We start from the raw sequence: 24,959 nt of genomic DNA, 5'->3' as shown, positions 1-24,959 counted from the left end.
ATTAATGGCTGAAGATAATACACAGCAGGGTTCACCCGGAAAACGAAAAAGCAGGGATACATATTTAATTGCAGGCGCATTTATACTTATGATAACTGCAATAATCACTATCTGGCAGTTCCTGCTGAAAGGAAAAACAGATGAAGATAAAGCGCTTAACCGTGATACAGTTATACAGGTCAAAACAGATACTGTTAAGTTAATAGACAGTATAAAACAAAAAAATACGCATTCAACCCAAACAATAAATTCAACCGAAGATAATATCAATAAAAAAAACGATTCAGTTAAAACAGGAAAAACAGAAAAGCTTTCTGAAGAAGATAAAGCAAGGCTTAAGGAAGAATTCAAAGAGCTTCCGAAAAGCAAACAAGATAAGCTGAAAAGAAAATTAAAGACCAGTTTGAATAAATGAGTAACAAAATAGAGAAAATTGATCCATTATTCGATGGGCATCTGGAAAAACCCTTATCTAAAATGAATCCAAAAGAAAAATTACAATATCTTTGGATGCAAATGGAATTCAAATATTCCATAACAAACCGAAGAATAATCCTAAATAAAGACTTAAAATCCAATAAAGAAAATGAGTAAAATTATAGTGATCGGAGCATCCGGACAAATTGGCTCTGACTTAACTCTTGAGCTGAGAAACAGGTTCGGAAATGAAAATGTAGTTGCAAGTGATATAAAAAATACGACTGATGATGTTATGTCATCAGGTCCGTTTGAAACACTTGATGTTATGGATGAAGGCGGCGTAGCCGCTGTATTTAAGAAGTATGATATATCAAAAGTATATCTGCTTGCAGCAATGCTCTCAGGCAGCGCGGAAAAAAATCCGAAGAAAGCCTGGGACCTGAACATGAAAAGTCTTCTCAGCATCCTGGATATGGCTAAAGAAGGAATTATTGAAAAAGTATTCTGGCCAAGCTCAATTGCGGTATTCGGACCAACTACACCAAAAGTTAATACTCCGCAGCTTACAGTTATGGAGCCTTCTACAGTATACGGTATCAGCAAGCTGGCAGGCGAAAGATGGTGCGAGTATTATTTTAAAAAGTACGGTGTAGATGTCCGCAGCGTCCGCTACCCCGGGTTGATAAGCTATAAAACCGAAGCCGGCGGCGGTACTACTGATTACGCTGTCGAAATATTTTATGAAGCAATTAAAGCAGGGAAGTATGAATGTTTTTTAACAGAAAAAACACTTCTGCCAATGATGTTCATGCCTGATGCAATCAGGGCAACTATTGACCTTGTAGAAGCCCCCGAAGAAAAGGTTAAAATAAGATCAAGCTACAATTTAAGCGGTATTAGCTTTGACCCGGAAACACTGGCTTCAGAAATTAAAAAACATATTCCCGGATTTACTATATCCTATAAGCCTGATTTCCGCCAGCAGATAGCTGAATCATGGCCCGGAAGCATTGATGATGCCGATGCCAGGGCAGACTGGGGCTGGAAACATGAATACGATCTTGCCAGGATGACGGATATTATGTTAAAGGAAATAAAGAAGAAATTAAGTTAAAGCAGACAAGACTTTTGTCTTTAATTTATGGGATTGCTTCCCAGAAGGAGTAAACAGCTGCGCTTGTAAAATTCATATTTATGAGCGCAGCAAAGTGACGAAACAATCTCATTCTATGTTGGATTTTTAACCCTGCTTTTTTTCATAACTCTTCATAAAGTCTAGTATTGCCGCATTAAATTCATCCGGATTTTCGATGTTGGGTAAATGGCCTGCATTTGAAATCAGCTTTAAGTCAGAATTACGGGTTTTGCCGTAAATGATCTTGCTGAATTCCGGTGGAGTTAATTTATCTTCTTTACCAGCCATAATAAGCATTTTCAGGTCAAACTTATCGAGTCCTTCTGTTGTATCTGTTCTGGCTGCAAGTGTAAGCAGAGCACCTGTTATAGCTTCATTTTTCTGCCACCCGATAATTTTCTTAAGGAATTCAACAATCTCAGGCTTTTCGTTATAATTTGTTTCGCTTAAAGCGGCTTTTATGAAATTTTCTGTGAACTGGTCCCGCTGGCCGTTCTTAATCATTTTCATCTGTTCAGCCCTGGCGTGTTTTGTGGGATTGTTATCGCCTTCGGCTTTTGAATCGGCAATAATTGCACCTTTGAATTTGCTTTGGTACAGCTCAAGCGCTCTTAAAGTTATATATCCGCCCATTGAAAGTCCGCATACAACCGGCTTATCAAGCTTCATACTGTCAACAATGGAAATAAGATCGCTTACATGAGAATCTATCGAAAAATGCCCGTCGCCGTATTCGCTGTAACCGAATCCCCGCAGGTCATATACCACAACGCGGAATTTATCCTTCAGCGCTTCGGTTTGTTTATCCCACATCCTGTTGCATAAAGGGAATGCATGCACAAAGATTATTGCCTGTTTGTTCTCTTCACCGAATTCAATAACGTTTAATCCGCGTATATTATGCTTTGTCATTTTGTGTATTGTTTGCTTTTAATAATTCACCGAAAATATCTTTTAAATACTTAAGGTCGCCTGAATCTATCCGTTCATTAAGAATATAATTAATATTTTTTAACGCATACGGAATGCTTTCTAAAAACCTGGTTTTACCTTTTACTATGCCAAGAAACCCGTAAGCACCCATTGCCTGAAGTATCCTTACAAGCGCAAAATACCAGAAGTATTTTTCCATCTTATCTCTATCAACTGATATATGAAGTGACAATTGATCTAGGTAAGATCCCAGCAGTTTCTCACGGGTATTCTGCGGGATATCTGCTTTAGCATCATATAACAATGAGGCAATATCGTAAAGCAGTGCGCCTTTTCTGCCTGACTGAAAGTCGATAAAAAACGGCTCGCCGTTTTTTATCATGATATTCCTTGACTGGAAATCACGGTATAAAAAATATTCCCTGGGGAACTCAAGAATTTTATTTTTAATGAACGCCAGATCGTTTTCAAGCTTAAGGGTATCAGTTTCACCTTTATGGAAATTCTTCAGAAAACGCTGTTTAAAATAGTCCAGGTCATAATCTATATTATCGCTTCCAAACTCACTGTACTGATAGCATAATGAGTAATCTATCCCCTGACTGCAGGAAACCTGGAACCGGGGAAGCGCTGCAATTACTTTTTCATACAACCCCGAGATCTTTTCATTGAACCCGCCTTCGTTTTGAATGCATTTCAGCAGAGTATCATCGCCAAGGTCATCAAGTATATAGCTGTCTTCTGATGGTGAAACAATGTGAATCACGGGAACATTCAGGCCCTTTTCAAGGAAATGCCTGCCGAAGCTGATAAATGCCCTGTTCTCTTCGAGGTGCCTGTTTACTATTCCAATTGAACTTTCACCACTATCAGTAATTAATCTGACTATAAGCCTTTCAGAGCCATGCGAAAGTAGCTGTTCGAATTTTGCAACCGGTTTACTGCACCATTTATGGTGCAGATGCTGAAGATTTGTATAATGCGCCTTTAGCTCAATCGGAGAGATCTCCATATTCAAACGAAGCTCTCCATTATTTTTTGTATGTTCCCTTTGCTACTTTTTTCAGTATCCAGCTGTCTTTATCTATCAATACTTCCTTCGGTGTTGAATCAACCGTAAGCAGTATTGATTGTTCTTTCTGGTCATTGAATACTGTAAATTCCTTATCACCGGCTTCAGTAACAACTGTTATCTTGACCGGCATCCTGTAAACATCTATCTCTTCTTCTTTCTGAACCTGCTTCAGGTTCAATCTGACCGTATAAGCGCCTGAGCCTTTTTGTCCCTGGAAGTCTTCGAATTTCCATGAGTATTCATATTTAGGCCTGCCTGTACCTTTGTAAACCCACTGGTCAAAAAAGTAACCCAGGCTTGAGCCGTGATATTCTTCAAATACGCTTACCAGGTCTGATGTTTCAGCATTTGTATATTTGAACTTATCGTAATACGCTCTTACTGCAGCAAAGAATTTTTCATCACCCATTACTCCGCGCAGCATGTGCAGTACCCATGCGCCTTTCTGGTATATGGTAGCGTATATTGCGGGATTATCAATGAAGCCTTTAGGCGCGTAAACTGTCCCGCTGAAATAACCGTAATCAAAACCTTTCATGTGAGAAATATATGCCGTCTTGCCGCCTGTGTATTCCATCCATAAAGCTTCGCAGTAGGAAGCGAAACCTTCGTTAAGCCAGATATTCTTCCAGTCCTTTAATGTTACTGCATCGCCAAACCAGTGATGCGCAAGCTCATGCGCGTTTACAAAATCATACCTGTTATCTCCGGTTATAAGCAGGTAACCGTATGATGTAATTGTTTGATGCTCCATAGCTCCTGATGTCCAGCCGAACTGGCAGTTACCGTATTTTTCATTTATGAACGGGTACTCACCGAATTTTTCAGCAAACACCTTAATCATTTCAGGTGTCGGCTTCCAGTCAATACGTGCTTTGGCTGAATCACGAGGAAAAGCGTAATATACTACCGGCATTTGTTTATTGCCGTCAAGAGAAGTGTAGGTATCTTCCCAATAAACAAAATTTCCTACTACAATACTTACAAGATATGTTGCGATAGGGTATTGGCTTTCCCAGTTGAATGTTGTTGTGCCGTCTGAATTCTGCACTGTATCTTTAAGCAGCCCGTTGGATACACCCTTCATGCCTGTTGGCACTTTAAGATGCATGCTCATTGTAGCTTTATCATCCGGAAAATCTTTTGAAGGCCACCAAACGGGTCCCCAGTTAGGCTCACTTAATGTATATATATACATATTGCCGTAAAGCTCTTTAAATGAAAATGAATCAAATCCTTTTTTAACAGGTTTGCCTGAATATTCAATTTTAAGGGCAAGGTTATCACCCTTCATAGGCACATCGCTGTCCTTCATTGTAATAATAAGGTAGTTCTTCGTTTGTGTATAAGATACATCATACCATTCAGGAATATCCCTTGCATTCCTGTAATTAATTCCGGTGCGCATCATATTCTGAAAGCTTACTTTATCCACTTTCAGGTTATCATAAATGTTTACATATATTGTCCGGAGGGTATCAGTTTCAGCGCGGATGCGCATGTAGTTAATTCCGTTTATCGATCTGCCAGGGATATCAAAAGATAAATTAAGATCATAATCCACGGCATCATACAAAGCAAGCATTTTCAGCTCTGTTTCAGTATCCTCTCTTACATCACCTGCGGAGCCTTTATATAAACCCCAGAGCTTTTCTACTACCTGGATACCTTTTTCCTTTGAAAGCTCTACCAGCACCTTACCGTTGGATGTGCCGCGCTCAGTTAGAACTGAAGCGCCCAGAAACAGCAGCGCTGATATGAATAAATTGAAAATCACTCCGGCACTGAATAAAAATGCCCCTTTTTTGTATTTTTGCGGATTTTGCATAATTTTTATTAGAATTTACAATGATAAGTTAAATTTAATTAAAGTTAAATTTAATAATTGTTGGACTTTAGTAGTGTTTATATTATATACTCAACATTATATATTATAGTTTCAGGTTGATCATACTTATCGAATTAAGTAAATTAATAACACACCCCGTCTCGACTGTGGCGAGCCGCCCCCTTCAAGAGGGGAATTTCTAATTGTATTATAAAAAAGCCGGTTTGAACCGGCTAATTGTTAATTGCTAATTGTAGTTTGATAATTGTTTTAATAATTATCGATCTGCGCTCTTTGCAGCTTGCCTGAGTAATCGATATAAACAGCCTTCCATTCGGTGTAGAAATCATACACTGTCCAGCCGCCTTCACGGTGGCCGTTTCCGGTCTGCTTAACGCCGCCGAAGGGCATATGCGCTTCAGCGCCTATTGTTGCGCCGTTTACATAGGTAATGCCTGCTTTAATATCGCGTACAGCTGTGAACGCGTCATTTACATTGTTTGTAAATATTGATGATGATAAACCGTATTTTGTATTGTTAAGTATCCTTATGGCATCTTCGAGGCCGGTGGTTTTAATTACAGCAAGTACCGGACCGAAAATTTCTTCTTTTGCAATTCTCATTTCAGGAGTTACATCAACAAAAATTGTCGGTTTGTAGAACCAGCCTTTAACCAGTGAATCCTCTGCTGCAAACTCACCGCCCAATACAAGCTTTGCTTTATCTTCATTCAGCCCGATCTGAACATATTCATTAACACTGTTGCGCTGGCTTTCGCTTACGCATGGACCCACATCTATGCCTTTATCATTGCCGTAACCAAGCTTTAATTTTGAAGCACGGTCCACAAGCTTTTTTATGAATTCATCATAAATTTTTTCATGCAGAATTAACCTTGATGTAGCTGTGCAGCGCTGACCGGTGGTTCCGAATGCGCCCCATAATACCGCTTCAAGCGCAAGCTCCTGGTTTGCGTCATCCATTACAATCTGCGCGTTCTTGCCGCCAAGCTCAAGTGATACTCTTTTCAGCGAAGCGCCGGCAACTGCATTAATACGTTTGCCAACATCTGTGGAGCCGGTAAATGAGATCAAGTCAATATCTTCATGGTTAGTGATGGCTTCGCCAACAACACTGCCTTTGCCGTGAACCAGATTTATCACACCGGGGATATAATCTTTACCCAGTACTTCGCGCATTGCCGCATCGATAATTTCTACTAATGTATGCGCTGTTTTAGGTGTAAGCTCTGCAGGTTTGAACACTGCTGTATTTCCGCATACAAGAGCAGGGAAGAGCTTCCAGGTTGGAATAGCCATAGGGAAGTTCCACGGGCAGATAAATCCGCCAACGCCAATAGGCACACGGAAGCTTAAGTTCATTTTATTGGGCAGCTCGCTTGGAGCATTCAAACCAAAAAGCCTTCTGCCTTCTGAAGCTGCATAATATGCTGTATCGATTCCTTCCTGGGTATCGCCTTTGGTTTCAGCAAAAACTTTACCCATTTCACGTGTCATTTCAAATGATATTTCATCTTTTTTAGCGAGCATCATATCGCCAACAACTTTCAGCACATCGCCGCGCTTTGGCGCAGGCACAAGACGCCATTTATCAAACGCAGCTTTAGCTGCTGCTACCGCTTTGTTTACATCTTCTTCAGATGAAGCGGGGAATAAGCCGATAAGGTCATCTTTATCAGCGGGATTGCGGTTTTCTATATATTTGCCTGTTGAAGGTGCTACCCATTCACCGTTTATTAAGTTTAAATATTTTTCTGCCATGTAGTTATCCTCATATTATAGTCACCCTGAGCGGAGTCGAAGGGTCAACTTTATTAAAATTATCTACAAAAATAATCAAAATTTACAACTCTTAATATGAATAATTCTTTCTCAAAATTCCATTGAAACATGCGTTTAAATCATTTAAATGTAATATAGATAAATCAATTCTCTCGTGCCAAGAATAGAATGTTCATCCAACATGGGTATACAGATTATTTTCAAATACATGTAAGTATTATAGATACTAATTTCGTGGAACGAGTAAAAAAAGCTAAAAGATATTCGTGCCACGAAATCGTTATCCTGCAAACCTATCGTTTTTAAAAATTATATCATTTAATTCAGTTTAATGAAACCTGTATTCGTGGCACGAAAGATAAACCCAGCATACATCCCTTTATAAATTGTTTAAGTTCTATTTTAAAACTAAATTTGTATAATTTATAAAAATAATTCTTTCTATTTATATGGCCAGATTAACAGGTACAGGAACAGCTTTAGTAACACCTTTTAAGGCAAACGGAACAATTGATGAAAAATCACTCAGGGGACTTGTAGAATGGCAAATTAAAAATAAGGTTGAATTCCTTGTGCCGTGCGGCTCAACTGGTGAATCAGCCACTATGACCCGTGATGAACGTCGCCGCGTAATTGAAATTGTTGTTGACGAGAATAAAGGAAGAGTTCCGGTGATTGCAGGAACCGGCACGAATTCAACGCTTGATTCACTCGACCTCACACACGATGCCAAAGAAGTAGGGGCTGATGCTGTTCTGCTTGTAGGTCCATATTACAATAAGCCTACACAGGAAGGTTTCTACCAGCATTTTAAGCGAATTGTTGAAGAGTGTGACGTAAAAGCAGTGTTATATAATGTACCGGGGCGGACTGCATCAAACATGCTGCCTGAAACTACACTCCGGCTTGCCGAAGAAGTTGAAAATGTTATCGCGATCAAAGAAGCTTCAAACAATCTCGAGCAGATAATGGAGATAATTAAATACAGGCCAAAGGATTTTTCAGTGCTCTCTGGCGAGGATTCACTTACGCTTCCCATTATTACAGCAGGCGGTGATGGTGTGATCAGCGTTATTTCAAATGAAGTGCCTAAAGAGTACAGTGACCTGACAAGAGCAGCGTTAAAAGGTGATCTTAAGAAGGCGCAGGAGCTTCATTATAAATTGTTTGAGCTGATGAAAGCTAATTTTTATGAGTCTAATCCTATACCTGTTAAGACTGCTTTGCATATGATGGGTAAAATAGAAGAAAGCCTTCGCTTGCCGCTTACCAAAATGTCTAAGCCTAACCGCGAAAAGCTGAAGAGTGTATTGCAGGATCTGAAGCTGATATAATCCTGGATTTACTTCATCTATTTACAAGAACAAGGGGTTGCAACCCCTTGTTCTGTTTATATATTCTAATTCACAATCCGCCCCGAAGGACATGTTTGGGAATTATTTGTAAAATTTTTTGCCTTTTGATTTTTTACTTTTGGCAGCTTTTTTTACTTCACCAGCACCATTTTCTTTGAATCACTAAATCCACCGCTTACAAGCTTGTAAAAATATATTCCGCTTGGCAGATCTGCTGCATCAAAATCAACTTCGTAAGTCCCGGCATTTAATGGCTGGTTAACCGGAGTTGAAATTACTTTACCTGTTATATCATAAATAATTAATGATACCTCACCGGCTGAGCCGGATACTCCTTTGTATTGGGGAATATTGAATATGATTTTTGTCATCGGGTTGAACGGATTTGGATAGTTTTGACTCAATGAAAAGGAACCTGGAATTTCAGAGCCGATCTGTTGAATACCGAAAACATCCCAGTTCTCATAATAGTACAAGCCGCCTTTGATGTTTCCAACAAAAAGGTCGGGGTCTGTATCGCCGTTTATATCAACAATAGCGGGGACTGAGTTCTGAAAAGCATTTATACCCGAATAATTGGATGTAACAAATGTGAATGCAGGTGATGAAACGCTCCCCGTATTGCGGTAAAAAGCAAGTTGACCGAGGCGATTGCCAACCAGCAGGTCAAGATCACCATCGCTGTCAAGATCGCCCAGTGAAGGCGCTGCATCATTGGTTACGTTAACATTTGCATAGTTACCTGAAACAAACTGGTAATTGAAGCTGCTTGCTGAACCGTTATTCCTGTAATAAGTAAGCCTGCCGCTTGAATTGCCAGCAAGGATATCAAGATCGCCGTCGTTATCAAGATCAGTAAGGCAGGGTGCGCTAGCCTGTGAAAGGTTCATTGTATCAAGCTGTGAGGCAGTATATGTAAAGACCGGGTTTGCCAGTGTGCCTGTATTCCTGAAATAACGAAGCCTTGCCAGTGAATAAAATCCTGCAACCAAATCTTTCTTCCCGTCGCCGTCAAGATCTCCGATTGAAACGGAATAATTGAAATTATTTACATTAAGCGGTAAGCTATCAGTTACCAGATTAAATGCGGGTATTGAAGCAGTCCCGGTATTTCTGTAAAATCCAATTGAATTGCCGCAGCCCATGAAGAGATCCTTATCGCCGTCATTATCAATATCACCGAATGCGGGGTAACTGTAAGCACCAATATCTGCAGATAAGATAAGATTATCTGTGACCTTTGTGAAAACGGGATTATTTAATGGACCCATATTCCTGAAATGAACAAAATTATCAACTGATTTTGAACCTACCAGTACGCCAACAAAAAAATCATTCTTCCCGTCATTATCAAGATCGTGGATCCCTGGCATATTAAAACCGCCGCTGAAATAGTAATTCGGCGGGGGAGAGTTTGTATCAATTACATTCCAGTTAAAGCTTGATGCTGAGCCTGTATTGCGGATGAAATAAATGCTTAACCCGAAAAGATCTCCCCAGAAAAGATCCCTGTCATTATCACCGTCAATATCCGCAAAAGTTATTGAGCTTGCCCCATGCCTCGGATCGTCGGCTCCGCCGACAATTAAAATATTCGCAAACCGCGATGTTATAAATTTAAAGTTAAAGTTCTGCGCATTTCCTATGTTCTGGTAATATGTAATTTCTCCTGTTGAGCTTCCCGTTAAAAAATCAAGGTCACCATCTGCGTCAATATCCACAATTGTTGGCACACTTGCTGATTCACTTCCCATGTAATCATTTAGATCAGTCTTTACCCCGTAAAGCTGCAGAGTGAAGTTTGGATTTGATATTGTGCCTATGTTCCTGTAGTAGCGTACTCGCTGTGAATCACCGCCGCAGAAGAGATCGATATCGTTATCGCCGTCAAGATCTGCAAATTTGAACCAGTTGCGTATGTTCAGGTTTTGATAGCGGGTTGTGTTTAGCCTGAATACAGGTACACCTGCATTACCTTCATTTCTGTAGAAATTTAATGTGGTATCCCTGTCATAAATAAAGAGGTCAAGATCATTATCTCCATCAATATCTATGAACTGGTATCTGGGTATCTCGATACCCCCGTTAAACGGGTTTAGAGAATTATTCCCGTTGATGATAAAATCCATCCCGTCAAAACGCTGGTGCAGGTTTTGTGCAAATACAGATGTGCATGTTAAAATTAAAATCAGAAGTATTCTTTTCATATTACGCGAAATTATGGCAAAAATGAGATTGTAACAATCTATATATATTTATACTATAATGTTTAATAGCATATAGTTTTAAAATGATGGTATTTCAATGTTTAACAAAGGTGAAGAAATAAAAAATCCCGTTTAAGAACGGGATCTGTTATACTTATTTATTTCTGTTTGGAGGGGGAGAGTTCCTCGGCTTTTTCTTGCGAATGATTTTTTTAACTCTTTCGCTTTTTGTAAATTTACCGGGCTTTCCTTTCTGAAATTTATGTCCGTTTGAGCGGTCAAAAGTTTCTTTTGGAACAGTGATATCATTATCGCCTATCAATGCTGATTTATTTTCTTTAGAGAACCTGAGTTTTTTCCTGCCGAATTTTTTGCCGCTCTTTTCTTCTACGCGGTTTACATCCGGTCCGTTAGTGATAATCTTATCATCCTCGGTTTTGATATCTGTTATATTTACTGAATTTTTTACCAGTGCTGAATTTTCGTTCACAGTTTTAATTGAAGCTGAGTTTATCTCTCCTGCAAAGTTACCTGTTTCTACAAAAACCCAGTCAGCATCTTTATTGGTGTAGTTGTAATTCTTTTCAGTAATGCCTGATTCGCTTTTCCATTTTGCTTTTGGCGTAAGCGGCACCCAGCCGATATATTTATCATCGCCGGATACTTTCCATCTTACCCAGGCGGGAGCCCAGGTGTATCCCGGCAGCCAAACCCATCCGTATTTGGGTGAGTTCCACCACCTGCCGTAATTGTATGTTGTGTTACCCCATTTATCATTTGATACCCACAACCAGCCATGATCTGTATATTCCCATTTCCCGTTTGAGTATGGTTTCCAGTCACCGGTAACCTGCGGTTTCCAGATATAAAGGAAGTCATCTTCATCGTAATAATAAGCAGAATACCTGCCTTCACCTTCGCCATCGCTCAGGTCTTCATCTATGTCTTCCTTCGTTATCTGAATCCACTCGCCCATTGGTGAGAGCACATCATAAAAAGACTGGAATGAAACAGTATTCATGTACAGATTTTCCTCGCTGTCAGGGGCTTCATTCAGGGATACATCGATGTTCCTAATTTTTTCGAGTAAACTATCCTGGTTCTGGGAGAATGTTAACCGGGAAATTAGAAAAACAGCAATAAACAAAGTTATTTTGCTGAAATAAACAGTATTATTAAATGCATATTGCATAAATTTGTGATTTTTTCTACTTTTCTATAAATTAGACATTAAAAATCCTGAAAAGTTTAATCAAATATACTTAAAATTTTGGGATAAATTGAGATTATTTCCGGTAAGTCTACTAATGAATATGCTTAAAACGATTGTTAAAGTAATCTTTTACGTTTATTCAGGTATCCAAGTAATGCCTGGTCAAAGGGTGTATCAGTTGAAAGCAGCACATAATCAATATTATTCGAGAGACAGGCTGTTCTGTAGTTATCGATGAATTCCTTTACAGCGTCTTTGTATGAATTCATAACTGAGATGGGCTGCGAAAGCATTTCCTTGCTGGTTTCCATATCTTTAAATATAGTGGGTGAGTCGATCGCGAAATTCATTTCAGCCGGGTCTAAAACCTGGAACATTATAACCTCATTCCGTTTGTAGCGGAAATGTTTTAGCGCGTTTATTACCGCAGTTTGGTCATCGAAGAGATCGCTGAAGATAATTACCAGTCCGCGCCGCTTAATACGCTCCGCAACAAGATTCAATGCAGAAGCCGTATTGGTTTTTCCTGAAGGCTGAATTGATGCAAGCTGATTTAAAATCAGCTTAAGGTTCTGGCTGGTAGCCTTTGGCGGTATGAATGTTTTAACGGCTTCATCGTAAACCACTAGTCCCGCCGCGTCCTTCTGAAAATTCATAAGCACTGCCAGTGATGCAGCTATGTAAGTAGAGTATTCAAGCTTTGAAATACTGCTTTTTGTCTCTGCTTTTACCTGTTCTTTTTTTCTGAAAAACTTGCCAAACGGGGAAGAGGTGCCAAGTCCGCTATCAGATGAGCGGAACTGCATAGAGCGGCTTGAATCTACTATTATGTATGATTTTAGATTTGTTTCTTCTTCGAATTGTTTGATATAGTAGCGGTCGGTTCTGCCAAGGACTTTCCAGTCAAGATATTTTAGGTCATCACCCGGCATATACTGGCGGTGTTCTGCAAATTCCACGCTGAAGCCGTGGTAGGGAGATTTATGTAAACCGGCAATAAAACCTTCCACAACAAATTTAGCTTTCAGCTCTATGTTTGCCAGCTTTGATATTACTCGGGGCTGAAGGAATTTTTTATAGTCGGTCTGCAAAATAATTACGGAGTTATATTATTTGTTTTAATATAACTCCGTTTTTTATTAATTTGTTTCTTAATTAAAGAACTTATTTTTTTGTGTCTGAATCTGTTGGTTTTGAATCAGGATTATCTTTTGGTGCTTCTTTCTTCGTTTCATCCTTTTTTACATCTTCTTTCTTAACATCATCTTTCTTCGGTTCTTCCTTAGGCGTATTTGTCTTTACAGTATCCTTCTGTGTATTTTTGATAATATCCTCAATTGACCTGTTCTCATCAAGCATTTGCAGCATCATTCTTGCTGATTCGCTCATTTTTTCGTTCGGGTCTTCATCCTTCGGGTATTTATCAAGGAATTTCTGGTAATTGGCTTTTGCTTTTTCCTTATCCTTCAGCATTTCATCATAAATAAAAGCTACCATGAACATGCCGTATTTTGATTCTTTTGTTCCGGGATGTTTCTGTATCAGCTCTTCGTAATGCTTTATCGCATTGGGATAGTCTTTTAAATTATCCACGTAAATTTTTGCAATGCTGCTGTAAACTTCAGGAGCTTTCTGCGATGCCGGGTATTCTTTCAAAAACTTTTTATACAGCTCAATAGCTTCACCGTATGCTTTTTTGGCATCTTCCGGTTTATTTTCCGTATCAAGCTTTTTTGCTTCTTCAAGCTTTGTTTTAGCTGCAAGCAGAATTGAATCTTCTGATTCCTTTGAACATGCTGTTAACAGCAGGGCGGGAATTAAGATAAATAACAGGATCTTCAGTTTTTGCATAGTTTTTAACGGGATTTGAATGATTAGTTTAATAATTAATGCAAAATTATCAATATTCAGCAAAACTATCAATGAACGGGTTTTTCCTATAATGTGGGTTACAAGTTTAATTATTGCTGTATGACCTTTATGGATTTTGTCGTTGGTGAAAACACCAACGACGGCGTAAAAGGCTTTCAAGTACACAATTTTATATAAGTTCGCAAAAATCAGTGTGCTCAGCTATTGCCCAAACCCATACGGATTATATTTTCACCGTACTTATCCTTCAGCAGGTCAATTTGCTTATAGGGTATCAGATGATCGCGGTTGAAAAGGTCGAGATTGTAAGCTGTGACCTTGAAGAGGTCGTAAACAAAGATGCCGAATGTTCTTATCTTGTATAACGGACCCGGCTGGGGGAGCCTGCGGTAAATTTCCATAGCATTATGGAAAAGCTCCTTTTCGCTGTTGGTTGCATGGCAAAGCCTTACCTTATCGCCCTGGTAGCCAAGGTCTTCGTAACGGAGCGAGAGTCCCACATGATCGGCAATCAGATCCTTCGCGCGCATTCTGCGGCATACATATTCTGTCATCCGTTTGATCTCCATCTCAGCCTTGTCGCTTTCATATATTGCGGTTGAAAGCGTGTGGTTGTGGGTGAATGATTTTTCAACGCGCGGGGTATCGCCCGAGGCGATGCCGCTTGTATCTTCGCCGCGCGCAATTTTGCGCAGTATAACGCCGTTGATACCGAACTCCTTATGTATGGCATGGAAATTGGATTCCGCCAGCTCGCCAATTGTTCGTATGCCGAGGGAGTGCATGCGTATTTCCATACGGTGGCCTATGCCCCACATCTTTTTTACAGGCAGGCGGTATATCATATCACGGTTCTCTTCGCGCACAATTGTAAGCCCGTCAGGCTTGTTGAACTTTGTGGCCATTTTGGCGTAGGATTTATTGAACGAGAGCCCGATAGATGCCGTTAGATCTTCTTTATCGCGGATAAGCTTTTTTATCTGCCATGCAAGCTTTGCCGCCTTAAAATAATCAGGGGCCACGGGCGTAATATCAAGGAAGCATTCATCAACGCTGTACTGCTCAATGCAGTCTTCAGGCAGCAGCTTTGATATTTCATACAGAATGCTCTGCAGGACGGCTTCGTATTTTGTGCCGTAGCAGGGCAGGGAGATCAGCTCAGGGCAGAGCCGCTTCGCGTCAACTACAGACATGCCTATATCAACGCCGTAACGCCGGGCTTCATAGCTTGCTGTCATCACGATACCCTTGTTGCCTTCGCCGCCGCCTACTGAGACAGGCCTGCCGCGCAGCTTTGGATTATCGCGCTGCTCTACCTGCGCGTAAAACGCGTCAAGATCAAGATGTATGAAATATTTGTTGCGGTTTGCGCCTGTGGTGTTGCCAAGATCTTTGTGGTGGGGGAAGGAATACAGCGGCATCATCCTTATCCTTTTAAAAAGATGCGCAGAACGCGAGGCATCTCTGGGGATAAAGAATGATGAACTTATTTTACCTGTATTTTTTGCTGTATTCATTATGACCTCACCCCTATCCTAAGAGGAAAGGGGTGCAATGTGTGATTGAAATGGCTTTAGTGTAGAGACGTCCCGGTGGGACGTCTCCTGATTTTCAGCCTGACAATAATTTTTTAGAGAGCGTTTTATGTGTGGAATAAAATAATCTTTGTAAAATTATTGCCACACACCCTCCCGCTATGGCGGGACAAGCAGTCACCGCCTGCGGCGGTGCCACCCCTCTATAGAGGGGAATATGTGCGACCCCTACGGGGTCATTGAACCATTGTTAATATTTACGTAAATCCTTGTCAGCCTGAGCGAAGATCGTATTATGCAAAGCTTGATCACAGCTTTAACTAATGTGATGATTCACCAAGCTTAAATATCGTCGTCTGGATATAGAAGAGCACTTCGTGACTTCACTCGCTTCGCTCGTTCAGAATGACAAGACTGATAAAAAGTATTGTTATCCTGAGCGCAGCGAAGGATCCAGGGAGTTGAGCGTATTATAATAAAGCTTGATCGCAGCTTTGCTAATGTGATGATTCACCAAGCTTAAATATCGTCCTCTAGATATAGAAGAGCACTCCGTGACTTCACTCGCTTCGCTCGTTCAGAATGACAAGACTAATAAAAAGTATTGTCATCCTGAGCGCAGCGAAGGATCTAGACGATAATTTTTAACAGAACATTGAGCTATGAAATAAGATCATCATATAAAAGCAGCTGAATATGCTATACTCTCACCCCTTCAAAACGCACCCGCAGGTGCGTTTTGGCAGGCAGAAATCTTTGCGGGAGAGTTTTCTGCTTATGCTGCAGGGTGAAAAAATTGCCTGTCACCCTGAACTTGGTTCAGGGTCTACCTTCGGATTCAATAATTATCAATTTAACATTTATTAATTCCATTCTAAAAACTTGCTTCCTGATTTCATTATCCAATGGGTATTCTGACAGATGCTGAAACAAGTTCAGCATGACAGAAAAATTGTCATCCTGAACGGACCGAAGTCACGAAGTGCTCTTCTAAATCCAGTCGATAATTTTCAAGAGAGCGTTACGCTGCCTTGAGACGTCCCGGCGGGACGTCTCTACAAAAGCAAAAGCATGTTACGCTGCTGTAAAATCCCGTGTCAGCCCCACAACAATACCAAGTATCTTAAACGGCCTGTGTATCGGGTCATACTTATTATTAGCCGGCTGAAGGTAGGGTGAACCGTTATTTTTCTTAAACACCTTTACGGTCACTTCATCATCAAGCAGGGCAACAACAATTTCGCCGTCGTTTGCCGTGTTTTGTTTGCGCACTATCAGCTTATCACGCTCAATGATCTTTTTATCGGTCATACTATCGCCGCGGACTGTAACGGCAAACAGCTCGCCTGCGGAGCGTTGGGGCTTATCAACCGTTATGTAGCCTTCTATATTGTTATCGGCAAAGATGGGCTCGCCGGCAGCTACGCTGCCGTATAAGGGAATGGTTATCATCGCCGTGCTACCGTGAAGTATTTCCGCATCAGGCGCGGGCTTTATCCTTAAGCCCCGCGCAATGCCTTCGGAGCGTTCAAGGGCATCCTTTTTTATAAGCGCCGCTACTGTTTGCTGAATGGCGTTAACGTTCACCCCGAAATGCTCAGCGATCTCTTTGTATGTGGGTGAATACAAATGTTTCTTTGTGAACCGGCTGATGAAATCCGCAACCTTTTGCTGGTTTTTAGTGAGTTTTTTCATTTTTTCTCTTTACCCTTATCAGCCCTCCCCCTTAAAGGGGGAGCCGGAGGGGGTTTAAATATACTGTATAAATTTACACTGTATAAATATACAGTATTTTTTAAGCGAAGTCAAGCAGGAAATAATGGAATTTTTTGAGGGGGATTTACAGGGTAATTTTGAACGGGGATTTGCAGTTTTGCAATACATGCGACCCCTGACGGGGTCGTGAGATAATGGCATATCCTTTCTATAAACGTACGACCCCTGACGGGGTCGTGAGTAAAACATGTCATCCTGAGCGCAGCGAAGGATCCAGGGGAGTTGAGTGATATTATATAAAGTTTGATTGTAGTTTTGACTAATGTGATGATTCACCAAACTTAAATATCGTCGTCTAGATTCTTCACTCGCTTCGCTCGTTCAGAATGACAAGGCTAATAAAAAGTATTGTCATCCTGAGCGAAGCGAAGGATCCAGGGAGGTTGAGCGTATTATATAAAGGTTGGATTTAATATTAATTGAAATGTGAAGTTTCAACATGCAATTAAAATTATCGACTAGATATAGAAGAGCACTTCGTGACTTCACTCGCTTTGCTCGTTCCGAATGACAAGGCTGATAAAAAGTATTGTCATCCTGAGCGCAGCGCCTGCCTTGTTGCTAAGGAAGGATCCAGGGGAGTTGAGCGTTATTTTTAAAGTTGGATTTTATATTGATTGAATGTGGAGATTATATTCACATTAAAATTATCGACTAGATATAGAAGAGCACTTCGTGACTTCACTCGCTTCACTCGTTCAGAATGACAAGGCTGAACGCGGCACTAAAAAAAACAAACTCTTTTTGGCATTTGAGCTTTGATATTTGATATCAGTTAGTTATGACCTACATACAAAACCAGGTATATAAACCCATAGAGGTAATTTCGTATTTCCACAACTCAAAGGTTGATATCCTTAAGTTCAAGTGGGATAGGCGCGTGTACAAAGTACACCGCATAGCCAATACATGGCGGCTGCCGGATAATGAAGAAGGATTTAAAACTCACTTTACCGTTATATGCGAGGATGAATCCCTGATATGCGAGCTTTCATTTTACCACAAAAGCCTTAAATGGGAAATTGTGCAGTATGATTCTCTGGATTGAGGACGGGAATCCAGCCAAAACCACGAAAATCCTTACCATATATCCACTATTTTCTAAATTGAAAAAAACATCAAAAAAGCGTATTTTAGCTTTTTGGTTTACCAAAAATTCTGTAAAAAATGAAAAGCTTGGATGAGGAAGTGGGCTTATATTCATTATTTACACTTTCAAGATGTGTTTAATTTCTAACTAATGTTGAGTAAAAATGACAAACAATCAAAAGCTTAAAGACTGGGTTAAGCAAATGGCGGAACTTTGCCAGCCCGATTCAGTCCATTGGTGTGACGGCTCTGAAGAAGAGAATAAAATGCTCATTGAACAGTGCGTAAAGAGCGGTCAGTTCAAACCCCTTAAAAAAAGAGAGAACAGCTACTGGGTGGTATCAGATCCGAGTGACGTAGCAAGAGTAGAAGATAAAACTTTTATCTGTTCCCAAAAGAAAGAAGATGCAGGCCCTACCAATAACTGGATGGATCCGAATGAAATGAAATCAATTTTAAACGGGTTGTTTGCCGGATGCATGAAAGGCAGAACGATGTATGTTATTCCTTTCAGCATGGGTCCGCTTGGCTCAAAAATTTCTCACATTGGTGTTGAGCTTACCGATTCACCCTATGTTGTTATCAACATGAGGATCATGACACGCATCGGACAGAAGGTACTTGATGTACTTGGCGCAGATGGCGAGTTTGTTCCCGCAATTCATTCCGTAGGCTACCCGCTTGAAGGCGGCAAGGCAGATGTTGCATGGCCGTGCAATTCAACAAAATATATTGTACACTTCCCCGAAGAAAAAGCTATCTGGTCATACGGCAGCGGCTACGGCGGAAACGCACTGCTGGGTAAAAAATGTTTCGCGCTCAGGATAGCTTCAGTGCTTGCAAAAGAGCAGGGCTGGCTGGCTGAGCATATGCTTATACTCGGAGTTACACCTCCGGGAGGCGAGAAAAAATATATTGCCGCTGCATTTCCAAGCGCATGCGGAAAGACAAATCTCGCAATGTTAACCCCGTCACTTCCGGGCTGGAAGGTTGAAACAGTGGGTGATGATATCGCATGGATGAAATTCGGCGAAGACGGCAGGCTGTACGCTATTAATCCTGAATACGGATTCTTCGGCGTAGCTCCCGGAACTTCAATGAAAACTAATGCCAATGCAATGCTTTCAATGACAAAAAATACTATCTTCACCAATGTTGCCTATACAGATGACGGCGATGTATGGTGGGAAGGTATGACAGACGAAAAGCCTGCGCATTTAATTGACTGGCATAAGAACGACTGGACACCAGAGAGCAAAGAGCTTTCTTCACATCCCAATTCACGTTTTACAGCGCCTGCTTCTCAGTGCCCTGTAATTGATCCGGCATGGGAAGACCCCAAAGGTGTGCCGATCTCAGCATTCCTTTTCGGCGGAAGAAGGGCAACATTCGTTCCTTTGATCACCGAAGCATATGACTGGAATCACGGCGTGTTTATGGGCTCATCCTGCTCAAGCGAAATGACTGCTGCAGCAGCAGGTACAGTAGGCAAGCTGCGCCATGACCCGTTTGCTATGCTTCCGTTCTGCGGGTATAATATGGGCGACTATTTCGGTCACTGGATAAATATAGGCAGTAAAAACGATAACGCAAAATTACCGAAGATATTTTATGTTAACTGGTTCCGCAAGGATGAAAACGGAAAGTTCATGTGGCCAGGCTACGGTGAAAATATCCGCTCGATAAAATGGGCAATTGAGCGTGTTAACGGAACCGCTAAAGCGGTTGATGCGCCTATCGGCAGGCTCCCGGTTATCGAAGAATTTGATGTAGCAGGACTCGATATAACAAAAGAGAACCTGGAAAAATTATTTGCAGTAGATAATGAACAGGGTATTGCTGAGCTTAACGAAATGCGCGAGTATTATAAAATATTCGAAGGCACATTGCCAAAAGAATTAAGCGCAGAAGTTGATAAAGCTGAAAAAAGATACAAAGCTTAATAAATAGATTCTACGTTTAATAAAAAGATACAAAGTATATTAAAACAGAATTGTTATATTTAATGTGAAATGTACGGTTTAGATATAAATATATTTTTTTAATTAAAGGATTCCCGCTTATGGCGGGAATTTTTTTTATTTAATTTATCATGATAACCCGAATAATAATAATATCACTCTTCTGCCTCGCAATTATTGCAATTGGTATAATAGGCATGAGGAAAACCAAAACGTTCAACGATTACTTCCTGGGGGGAGGTAAGATTGGTGCATGGATGACAGCTTTCACATACGGCACGGCATATTTTTCAGCAGTACTGTTTATTGGTTTCGCAGGGCAGGTTGGCTGGAATTTCGGATTTTCAGGCTTATGGATAGCGCTCTTCAATTCACTGCTCGGTGTACTTGCTGTATGGTGGGTACTTGGCCACAGGATAAAACAAATGTCAATTGAATATAAAGTATCCACGCTGCCTGAATTTTTTGAAAAACGGTATAACAGCAAAGCATTAAAGCTATATTCATCAATTGCGATATTTTTCCTTTTTATACCTTATTCAGCAGCGGTGTTCATTGGACTTTCATATTTATTCAAAGTAACATTTAATATAGATTACACTGTTGCGCTGATATTTATGGGGGGATTCACCGGACTTTACCTTGTGCTAGGCGGGTATAACTCAATGACTATGATAGACGTGATTTTCGGGGTAATAATGATAATAGGCTGTGTAGTCCTGGCATCGGCAACTGTATCATCAGCAGGGGGGATTTCAGTTCTATCAGCTAAGCTTGAAGAGTTTGATCCCAGGCTGGTATCTGTAATAGGACCTGCGGGATTCTGGAACCTGTTTTACCTGGTATTCTTAACTTCAGCAGCGCCGTTTGCAATGCCGCAGCTTATACAGAAATTTTACGCTGTACGTGATAAAAAAGCCATCAGGCTGGGAATGATAGCATCAACTTTATTTTCGGTATTAATAGCCTCAACGGCGTATTTTGTCGGCTCAACTTCGCGGGTGTTTTTAACCCCTGAAAATGCGCCAAACGCATTTAGTAACGGCAAGCCCGTTTTTGATTCTCTTATGCCTGAGCTATTGAATAAAGTAATTCCTGAGTATCTATTTGTAATAATGCTGCTTCTTATCTTATCGGCATCAATGTCAACGCTTGCGGCAATTATACTTATTTCAAGCTCATCGGTTGTAAAGGATTTTTACGCTGGATTTATAAATAATAATGCTTCTGACAGAATGCTTACAAACCTGATGAGGCTGTGTGCGCTCATCTTTATAATAATTTCCGTTGTGCTTGCTTATTTTAAACCGTCTACAATTGTTGCGATACTTGGCATTTCATGGGGAGCAATCGGCGCAGCTTTCCTGGGACCGTTTGTGTGGGGATTACTCTGGAAGAAAACTTCGCTTGCCGGAGCTTTCAGCTCTTCTGCTGCCGGTTTGGGTATTTGCTTAGGAATGTACTTTACCGGTTCGCCATCACCTGAAGCCGGAACAATTGGAATGCTTGTTTCGTTTTTGCTGTGTCCGCTGGTGAGTTTATTATTACCTTCAAAAAATGATTGAATATAGAATTTAAAAAATTCAATTGAATCTAAGAAGATTATTTTTTTATTTATTCCTTTAGAGTATTATCAATTAAATCTTCAAGGTTTTTTTCTGAGGGATGACCAACGAAAACTATTTTCCCGTTTTTGTCTATAAGAAAACAGAGTGGAAGACGAAAATCAGATCCTTCAGATACTCCGTCCCAGTCTTTCTGCATAGAAAGATTTGAATCATATGCAACCCGGTATTCCATTTCATTTCCATGTCTTAACATAAAGTCATCCAGTTTTGTACGACCTTCAAATTCGTGGGTAGCGACTCCAATTACAATCAATCCATCATTTAAATACTTTTTTTGAATTTTACTTAAGTGAGGAATATTAGCAATACAGGGAGAGCACCATGTTCCCCAAAATTCCACTAAATATACTTTACCGTTATCAAATGAATTGATAGCTTCACCTTTAATCCATTCTTCAACTGTTAATGCTGGTGCTTTATCTCCTATTTTTGTACCATTTTGTGAGTATATACTTATTGTATACAATAATATAACTGTTATGAAGATTGTTTTTATTATCATAGTTTTCAATGTTAAATATATCAACTATTTATTAGATGAATAAAATCATAAATTGGTTGTATCTAAAAAATTAATATAAGATCAATATTTGAAAAACATAAAATCTAAAAAAATAAAAAAGCGGCTAATAATTAGCCGCTTTTATAAATTAATTTCAGGATTATAAATATATTAATTCTTCTTCGCCAGCAGGTCCCTTATTTCAGTAAGTAATATTTCTTCTTTTGTTGGGGGAGCCGGCGGGGGAGCTTCTTCCTTTCGTTTCATTGAATTGAACGCTTTTACAAAAACAAAAATAGCTGCTGCAATGATAATAAAATCTATGCCCGTCTGTATAAAATTACCGTAATTAATAGAAACTGCTTCAACAACTTTACCGGCTGGATCAGTTGAAGCTTCCTTTAATATAAATTTTAGTGAAGAAAAATTCATACCTCCAAGCAACACGCCGATCGGTGGCATTATTATATCATCAACTATAGATGAAACTATTTTGCCAAATGCAGCTCCTATTATAACACCAACAGCCAGATCCACAACGTTTCCGCGGGAAATAAATTCTTTAAATTCTTTAAAAAGTCCCATAAATTGCCTCCGTAATTTGTTAATTTCCATAAAATAATAAAATTTTACAACAAATATCAATCTCTTTTATAGCTATAGAATATGTCTAAAAATAGTATTAATATGCATGCCAGGTATGAAAAATGAACCTCTTAACAATACTATAAGTTCTGATGAAGAGATCGCAGCGCTGAAAAAACGTATTTCTGAGCTGGAAAAGCAGCTTGAATCATATGATTTTTCACTGTTCAGCTATCCAAAAGTTGTAGAAAACGCTCCCATAGCGTTTACCCGTGTATTGCAGGATACACAGGGCTATGCCCTTGCAAACAAAGAGTTCACAAGACAATCAGGTTATACACGCGAAGAATTCAATTCACTAAAAGATGATGAAATACTTTCAAGTATTCACAAAGATGACCTTGACGGTTTTTTGAAAGCGCATGAGCAGTGGTGTGATAACGATTTTAAGGATACCTTCCGCTATATGTACAGGATAATTAACCGCGAAGGCAAAACCCTGTGGCTGGATGTATATTATTACGCAGAGCTTGATGAAGACGGAACGCCTTACGCCATAGACCAGATATATGTTGATATTACTGACAGGATAAACGCTGAAAAGCTTCTGCGTGAAAGTGAAGATAAGTACAGAAGGCTGACAGAATCAGTACCTGCCGCAATATTTATTTACTCAGATAATAAGTTCATCTACGGAAATGAATATTCAACTAAAATCACCGGATATGGTGTAAAAGAGCTTATCGGGAAGAACTTCTGGGAGCTTGCGCATCCTGATTTCCGCGAAACTGTAAAGCAGCGGGGTATGAACCGCATAAGCGGCAAAGAAGCTCCCGCAAGGTATGAGCTTAAGATACTTGATAAATACGGCAATGAAAGGTGGCTTGATTACAGCGGCACAAGTATAAACTTCCAGGGCAAACCGGCTGTACTGGGCGTTGCTTATGATATAACAGAGCTTAAAAAAACACAGCAGGCTTTAATAGATAGCGAGCTGAAATACCGTACACTCATAGAAAATATGAGTGAAGTAATATTGTATGTTGATAACGAAGACAGGATACTGTTTGTGAATGATAACGCTATTAACATGTTTGGCTACAGCAAGGATGAGCTTATCGGGAAAATATCAGGCAAGCTTCTGGTAGAGGATGAATATTCTGATTTTGTAAAAGACAGGATAAAGCTCCGCCGCCATGGCTTTACGGACAGGTATGAAGTGAAGATGAAGCGCAAGAACGGCGAGATTATCTGGGTTGAAATTTCGAGCGCTCCGCTGAAAGATGTAAACGGAAAGATCATCGGCTCAATTGGCATTCACAGCGATATCACTGACAGGAAAAAATACGAAAATACCATTGAAAATTCTCTGAAACAAAAGGACTTGCTGCTTAAGGAGATACATCACAGGGTTAAAAATAACCTGCAGATAATTTCAAGCCTTATTAAGCTGCAATCAGCCCATGTAAAGGATAAGGAGATACACAGCCTGTTTGCAGAAAGCCAGAACAGGATAAAAACCATGGCTTTAATACATGAAAAGCTGTACCGCTCAACGGATATTTCTGTGATAGAGTTCTATGATTACATCAAAAATCTTGTTGACAGCCTCTATGCATCATACGGAATGAGCTCTGAGCGGGTAAAGCCGGTAATTGAATTCAGAAGTATTTACCTGGATATCGATACGGCTATACCGTGCGGCCTGATAATAAACGAGCTTGTAAGCAATTGTTTAAAATACGCCTTCCCGGCATTAAAAAAGGGGCAGATAACCATTGACCTGCTGGAAGTCAGCGAAAGTGAATATATGCTTAAAATTCATGACGATGGCATAGGAATTTCAGAAAATATCAACTTTGCCAATACTTCATCACTTGGCTTAAAACTGGTAAAAATACTCTCAGAGCAGCTTGGAGGAAATGCGGAAATTATAAGAGGTGGCGGTACGGAGTTCAGAATAAGCTTTAAGAGGTCAAATTACCTGAGAAGGACTTAAGAATAATAATTAACCATAAAAACCTTATAATTTTTAAAATTTA

The 24,959-nt window shown here is 40.1% G+C and carries 20 protein-coding genes; 8 read left to right on the top strand and 12 right to left on the bottom strand.

The window, feature by feature from the left end:
* Positions 1 to 4 precede the first annotated feature (4 nt).
* The 3 genes from J0M37_13400 to J0M37_13390 are packed head-to-tail and all read left to right on the top strand — an operon-like array spanning position 5 to position 1,534.
* Positions 5 to 415 (top strand): hypothetical protein, encoded by a 411-nt coding sequence (locus J0M37_13400; GenBank protein ID MBN8586081.1) that lies wholly within the window; start codon positions 5 to 7, stop codon positions 413 to 415.
* Positions 412 to 594 (top strand): hypothetical protein, encoded by a 183-nt coding sequence (locus tag J0M37_13395; protein MBN8586080.1) that lies wholly within the window; start codon positions 412 to 414, stop codon positions 592 to 594. The genes J0M37_13400 and J0M37_13395 overlap by 4 nt, the downstream gene beginning before the upstream one ends.
* Positions 587 to 1,534 (top strand): NAD-dependent epimerase/dehydratase family protein, encoded by a 948-nt coding sequence (locus J0M37_13390; GenBank protein ID MBN8586079.1) that lies wholly within the window; start codon positions 587 to 589, stop codon positions 1,532 to 1,534. Before J0M37_13395 ends, J0M37_13390 begins: the two co-directional genes overlap by 8 nt.
* Before the next feature lie 126 nt (positions 1,535 to 1,660).
* Here J0M37_13390 and J0M37_13385 read toward each other — a convergent pair whose 3' ends face one another.
* The 4 genes from J0M37_13385 to J0M37_13370 all read right to left on the bottom strand — a co-directional run bounded on the left by J0M37_13385 (position 1,661) and on the right by J0M37_13370 (position 7,173).
* Positions 1,661 to 2,467 carry an alpha/beta fold hydrolase gene (locus J0M37_13385; GenBank protein ID MBN8586078.1) on the bottom strand — a complete coding sequence of 269 codons (807 nt, stop codon included), beginning with the start codon at positions 2,465 to 2,467 and terminating at the stop codon, positions 1,661 to 1,663.
* Positions 2,454 to 3,500, bottom strand: a complete 1,047-nt coding sequence (locus J0M37_13380) for a phosphotransferase (GenBank protein ID MBN8586077.1) — start codon at positions 3,498 to 3,500, stop codon at positions 2,454 to 2,456. The genes J0M37_13385 and J0M37_13380 overlap by 14 nt, the downstream gene beginning before the upstream one ends.
* A 19-nt stretch (positions 3,501 to 3,519) precedes the next feature.
* Positions 3,520 to 5,391, bottom strand: coding sequence for a M1 family metallopeptidase (locus tag J0M37_13375; GenBank protein ID MBN8586076.1), 1,872 nt, complete (start codon positions 5,389 to 5,391; stop codon positions 3,520 to 3,522).
* Positions 5,392 to 5,661: 270 nt separating this feature from the next.
* Positions 5,662 to 7,173: an aldehyde dehydrogenase family protein gene (locus J0M37_13370; protein ID MBN8586075.1), complete on the bottom strand. Its 1,512-nt coding sequence runs from the start codon at positions 7,171 to 7,173 to the stop codon at positions 5,662 to 5,664.
* A gap of 470 nt (positions 7,174 to 7,643) precedes the next feature.
* Here J0M37_13370 and J0M37_13365 point away from each other — a divergent pair, with 470 nt between their 5' ends.
* On the top strand, positions 7,644 to 8,528 hold the full coding sequence (locus J0M37_13365; protein MBN8586074.1) for a 4-hydroxy-tetrahydrodipicolinate synthase: 885 nt from the start codon (positions 7,644 to 7,646) through the stop codon (positions 8,526 to 8,528).
* 152 nt (positions 8,529 to 8,680) lie between these two features.
* On the opposite strand, the gene J0M37_13360 is transcribed toward J0M37_13365, so the two are convergent.
* From J0M37_13360 to lexA, 6 genes are all read right to left on the bottom strand, one after another.
* On the bottom strand, positions 8,681 to 10,756 hold the full coding sequence (locus J0M37_13360) for a T9SS type A sorting domain-containing protein (GenBank protein ID MBN8586073.1): 2,076 nt from the start codon (positions 10,754 to 10,756) through the stop codon (positions 8,681 to 8,683).
* 154 nt (positions 10,757 to 10,910) lie between these two features.
* Positions 10,911 to 11,948: a hypothetical protein gene (locus J0M37_13355; GenBank protein MBN8586072.1), complete on the bottom strand. Its 1,038-nt coding sequence runs from the start codon at positions 11,946 to 11,948 to the stop codon at positions 10,911 to 10,913.
* 137 nt (positions 11,949 to 12,085) lie between these two features.
* Entirely contained in the window at positions 12,086 to 13,060 is a 975-nt protein-coding gene (locus J0M37_13350; GenBank protein ID MBN8586071.1) for a DUF58 domain-containing protein, read from the bottom strand.
* 73 nt (positions 13,061 to 13,133) lie between these two features.
* On the bottom strand, positions 13,134 to 14,000 hold the full coding sequence (locus J0M37_13345; protein ID MBN8586070.1) for a tetratricopeptide repeat protein: 867 nt from the start codon (positions 13,998 to 14,000) through the stop codon (positions 13,134 to 13,136).
* 38 nt (positions 14,001 to 14,038) lie between these two features.
* Complete coding sequence (locus tag J0M37_13340) at positions 14,039 to 15,358, bottom strand: DNA polymerase IV (GenBank protein ID MBN8586069.1); 1,320 nt, start codon at positions 15,356 to 15,358, stop codon at positions 14,039 to 14,041.
* A gap of 1,092 nt (positions 15,359 to 16,450) precedes the next feature.
* Positions 16,451 to 17,071: a transcriptional repressor LexA gene (gene lexA / locus J0M37_13335; GenBank protein MBN8586068.1), complete on the bottom strand. Its 621-nt coding sequence runs from the start codon at positions 17,069 to 17,071 to the stop codon at positions 16,451 to 16,453.
* Positions 17,072 to 17,933: 862 nt separating this feature from the next.
* On the opposite strand from lexA, the gene J0M37_13330 reads away from it, so the two are divergent.
* From J0M37_13330 to J0M37_13320, 3 genes are all read left to right on the top strand, one after another.
* Positions 17,934 to 18,200, top strand: coding sequence for a hypothetical protein (locus tag J0M37_13330; GenBank protein ID MBN8586067.1), 267 nt, complete (start codon positions 17,934 to 17,936; stop codon positions 18,198 to 18,200).
* 205 nt (positions 18,201 to 18,405) lie between these two features.
* On the top strand, positions 18,406 to 20,184 hold the full coding sequence (locus J0M37_13325; GenBank protein ID MBN8586066.1) for a phosphoenolpyruvate carboxykinase (GTP): 1,779 nt from the start codon (positions 18,406 to 18,408) through the stop codon (positions 20,182 to 20,184).
* 149 nt (positions 20,185 to 20,333) lie between these two features.
* On the top strand, positions 20,334 to 21,767 hold the full coding sequence (locus J0M37_13320) for a sodium/solute symporter (GenBank protein ID MBN8586065.1): 1,434 nt from the start codon (positions 20,334 to 20,336) through the stop codon (positions 21,765 to 21,767).
* Positions 21,768 to 21,816: 49 nt separating this feature from the next.
* Here J0M37_13320 and J0M37_13315 read toward each other — a convergent pair whose 3' ends face one another.
* A complete protein-coding gene (locus tag J0M37_13315) occupies positions 21,817 to 22,332 on the bottom strand; it encodes a TlpA family protein disulfide reductase (GenBank protein MBN8586064.1) in 516 nt (171 codons plus the stop codon).
* A 171-nt stretch (positions 22,333 to 22,503) separates the two neighbouring features.
* Positions 22,504 to 22,917, bottom strand: coding sequence for a large-conductance mechanosensitive channel protein MscL (gene mscL / locus J0M37_13310; protein ID MBN8586063.1), 414 nt, complete (start codon positions 22,915 to 22,917; stop codon positions 22,504 to 22,506).
* Between the two features lie 115 nt (positions 22,918 to 23,032).
* Here mscL and J0M37_13305 point away from each other — a divergent pair, with 115 nt between their 5' ends.
* On the top strand, positions 23,033 to 24,916 hold the full coding sequence (locus J0M37_13305; GenBank protein ID MBN8586062.1) for a PAS domain S-box protein: 1,884 nt from the start codon (positions 23,033 to 23,035) through the stop codon (positions 24,914 to 24,916).
* Positions 24,917 to 24,959: the final 43 nt, after the last annotated feature.

It is taken from the genome of Ignavibacteria bacterium, from assembly GCA_017303675.1.
Classification (GTDB): Bacteria; Bacteroidota; Ignavibacteria; order Tepidaquicellales; family OLB5; genus OLB5.
This window is presented reverse-complemented; position numbering and strand designations above follow the sequence as displayed.

Bases quoted from the DNA above. Each gene is read 5' to 3' on its own strand.
- J0M37_13315 (MBN8586064.1), bottom strand. From the start codon at position 22,332: ATGATAATAAAAACAATCTTCATAACAGTTATATTATTGTATACAATA.
- J0M37_13325 (MBN8586066.1), top strand. From the start codon at position 18,406: ATGACAAACAATCAAAAGCTTAAAGACTGGGTTAAGCAAATGGCGGAA.
- J0M37_13330 (MBN8586067.1), top strand. From the start codon at position 17,934: ATGACCTACATACAAAACCAGGTATATAAACCCATAGAGGTAATTTCG.
- J0M37_13320 (MBN8586065.1), top strand. From the start codon at position 20,334: ATGATAACCCGAATAATAATAATATCACTCTTCTGCCTCGCAATTATT.
- J0M37_13365 (MBN8586074.1), top strand. From the start codon at position 7,644: ATGGCCAGATTAACAGGTACAGGAACAGCTTTAGTAACACCTTTTAAG.
- J0M37_13355 (MBN8586072.1), bottom strand. From the start codon at position 11,948: ATGCAATATGCATTTAATAATACTGTTTATTTCAGCAAAATAACTTTG.
- J0M37_13305 (MBN8586062.1), top strand. From the start codon at position 23,033: ATGAAAAATGAACCTCTTAACAATACTATAAGTTCTGATGAAGAGATC.
- lexA (MBN8586068.1), bottom strand. From the start codon at position 17,071: ATGAAAAAACTCACTAAAAACCAGCAAAAGGTTGCGGATTTCATCAGC.
- J0M37_13395 (MBN8586080.1), top strand. From the start codon at position 412: ATGAGTAACAAAATAGAGAAAATTGATCCATTATTCGATGGGCATCTG.
- J0M37_13375 (MBN8586076.1), bottom strand. From the start codon at position 5,391: ATGCAAAATCCGCAAAAATACAAAAAAGGGGCATTTTTATTCAGTGCC.
- J0M37_13340 (MBN8586069.1), bottom strand. From the start codon at position 15,358: ATGAATACAGCAAAAAATACAGGTAAAATAAGTTCATCATTCTTTATC.
- mscL (MBN8586063.1), bottom strand. From the start codon at position 22,917: ATGGGACTTTTTAAAGAATTTAAAGAATTTATTTCCCGCGGAAACGTT.
- J0M37_13400 (MBN8586081.1), top strand. From the start codon at position 5: ATGGCTGAAGATAATACACAGCAGGGTTCACCCGGAAAACGAAAAAGC.
- J0M37_13385 (MBN8586078.1), bottom strand. From the start codon at position 2,467: ATGACAAAGCATAATATACGCGGATTAAACGTTATTGAATTCGGTGAA.
- J0M37_13360 (MBN8586073.1), bottom strand. From the start codon at position 10,756: ATGAAAAGAATACTTCTGATTTTAATTTTAACATGCACATCTGTATTT.
- J0M37_13380 (MBN8586077.1), bottom strand. From the start codon at position 3,500: ATGGAGATCTCTCCGATTGAGCTAAAGGCGCATTATACAAATCTTCAG.
- J0M37_13370 (MBN8586075.1), bottom strand. From the start codon at position 7,173: ATGGCAGAAAAATATTTAAACTTAATAAACGGTGAATGGGTAGCACCT.
- J0M37_13390 (MBN8586079.1), top strand. From the start codon at position 587: ATGAGTAAAATTATAGTGATCGGAGCATCCGGACAAATTGGCTCTGAC.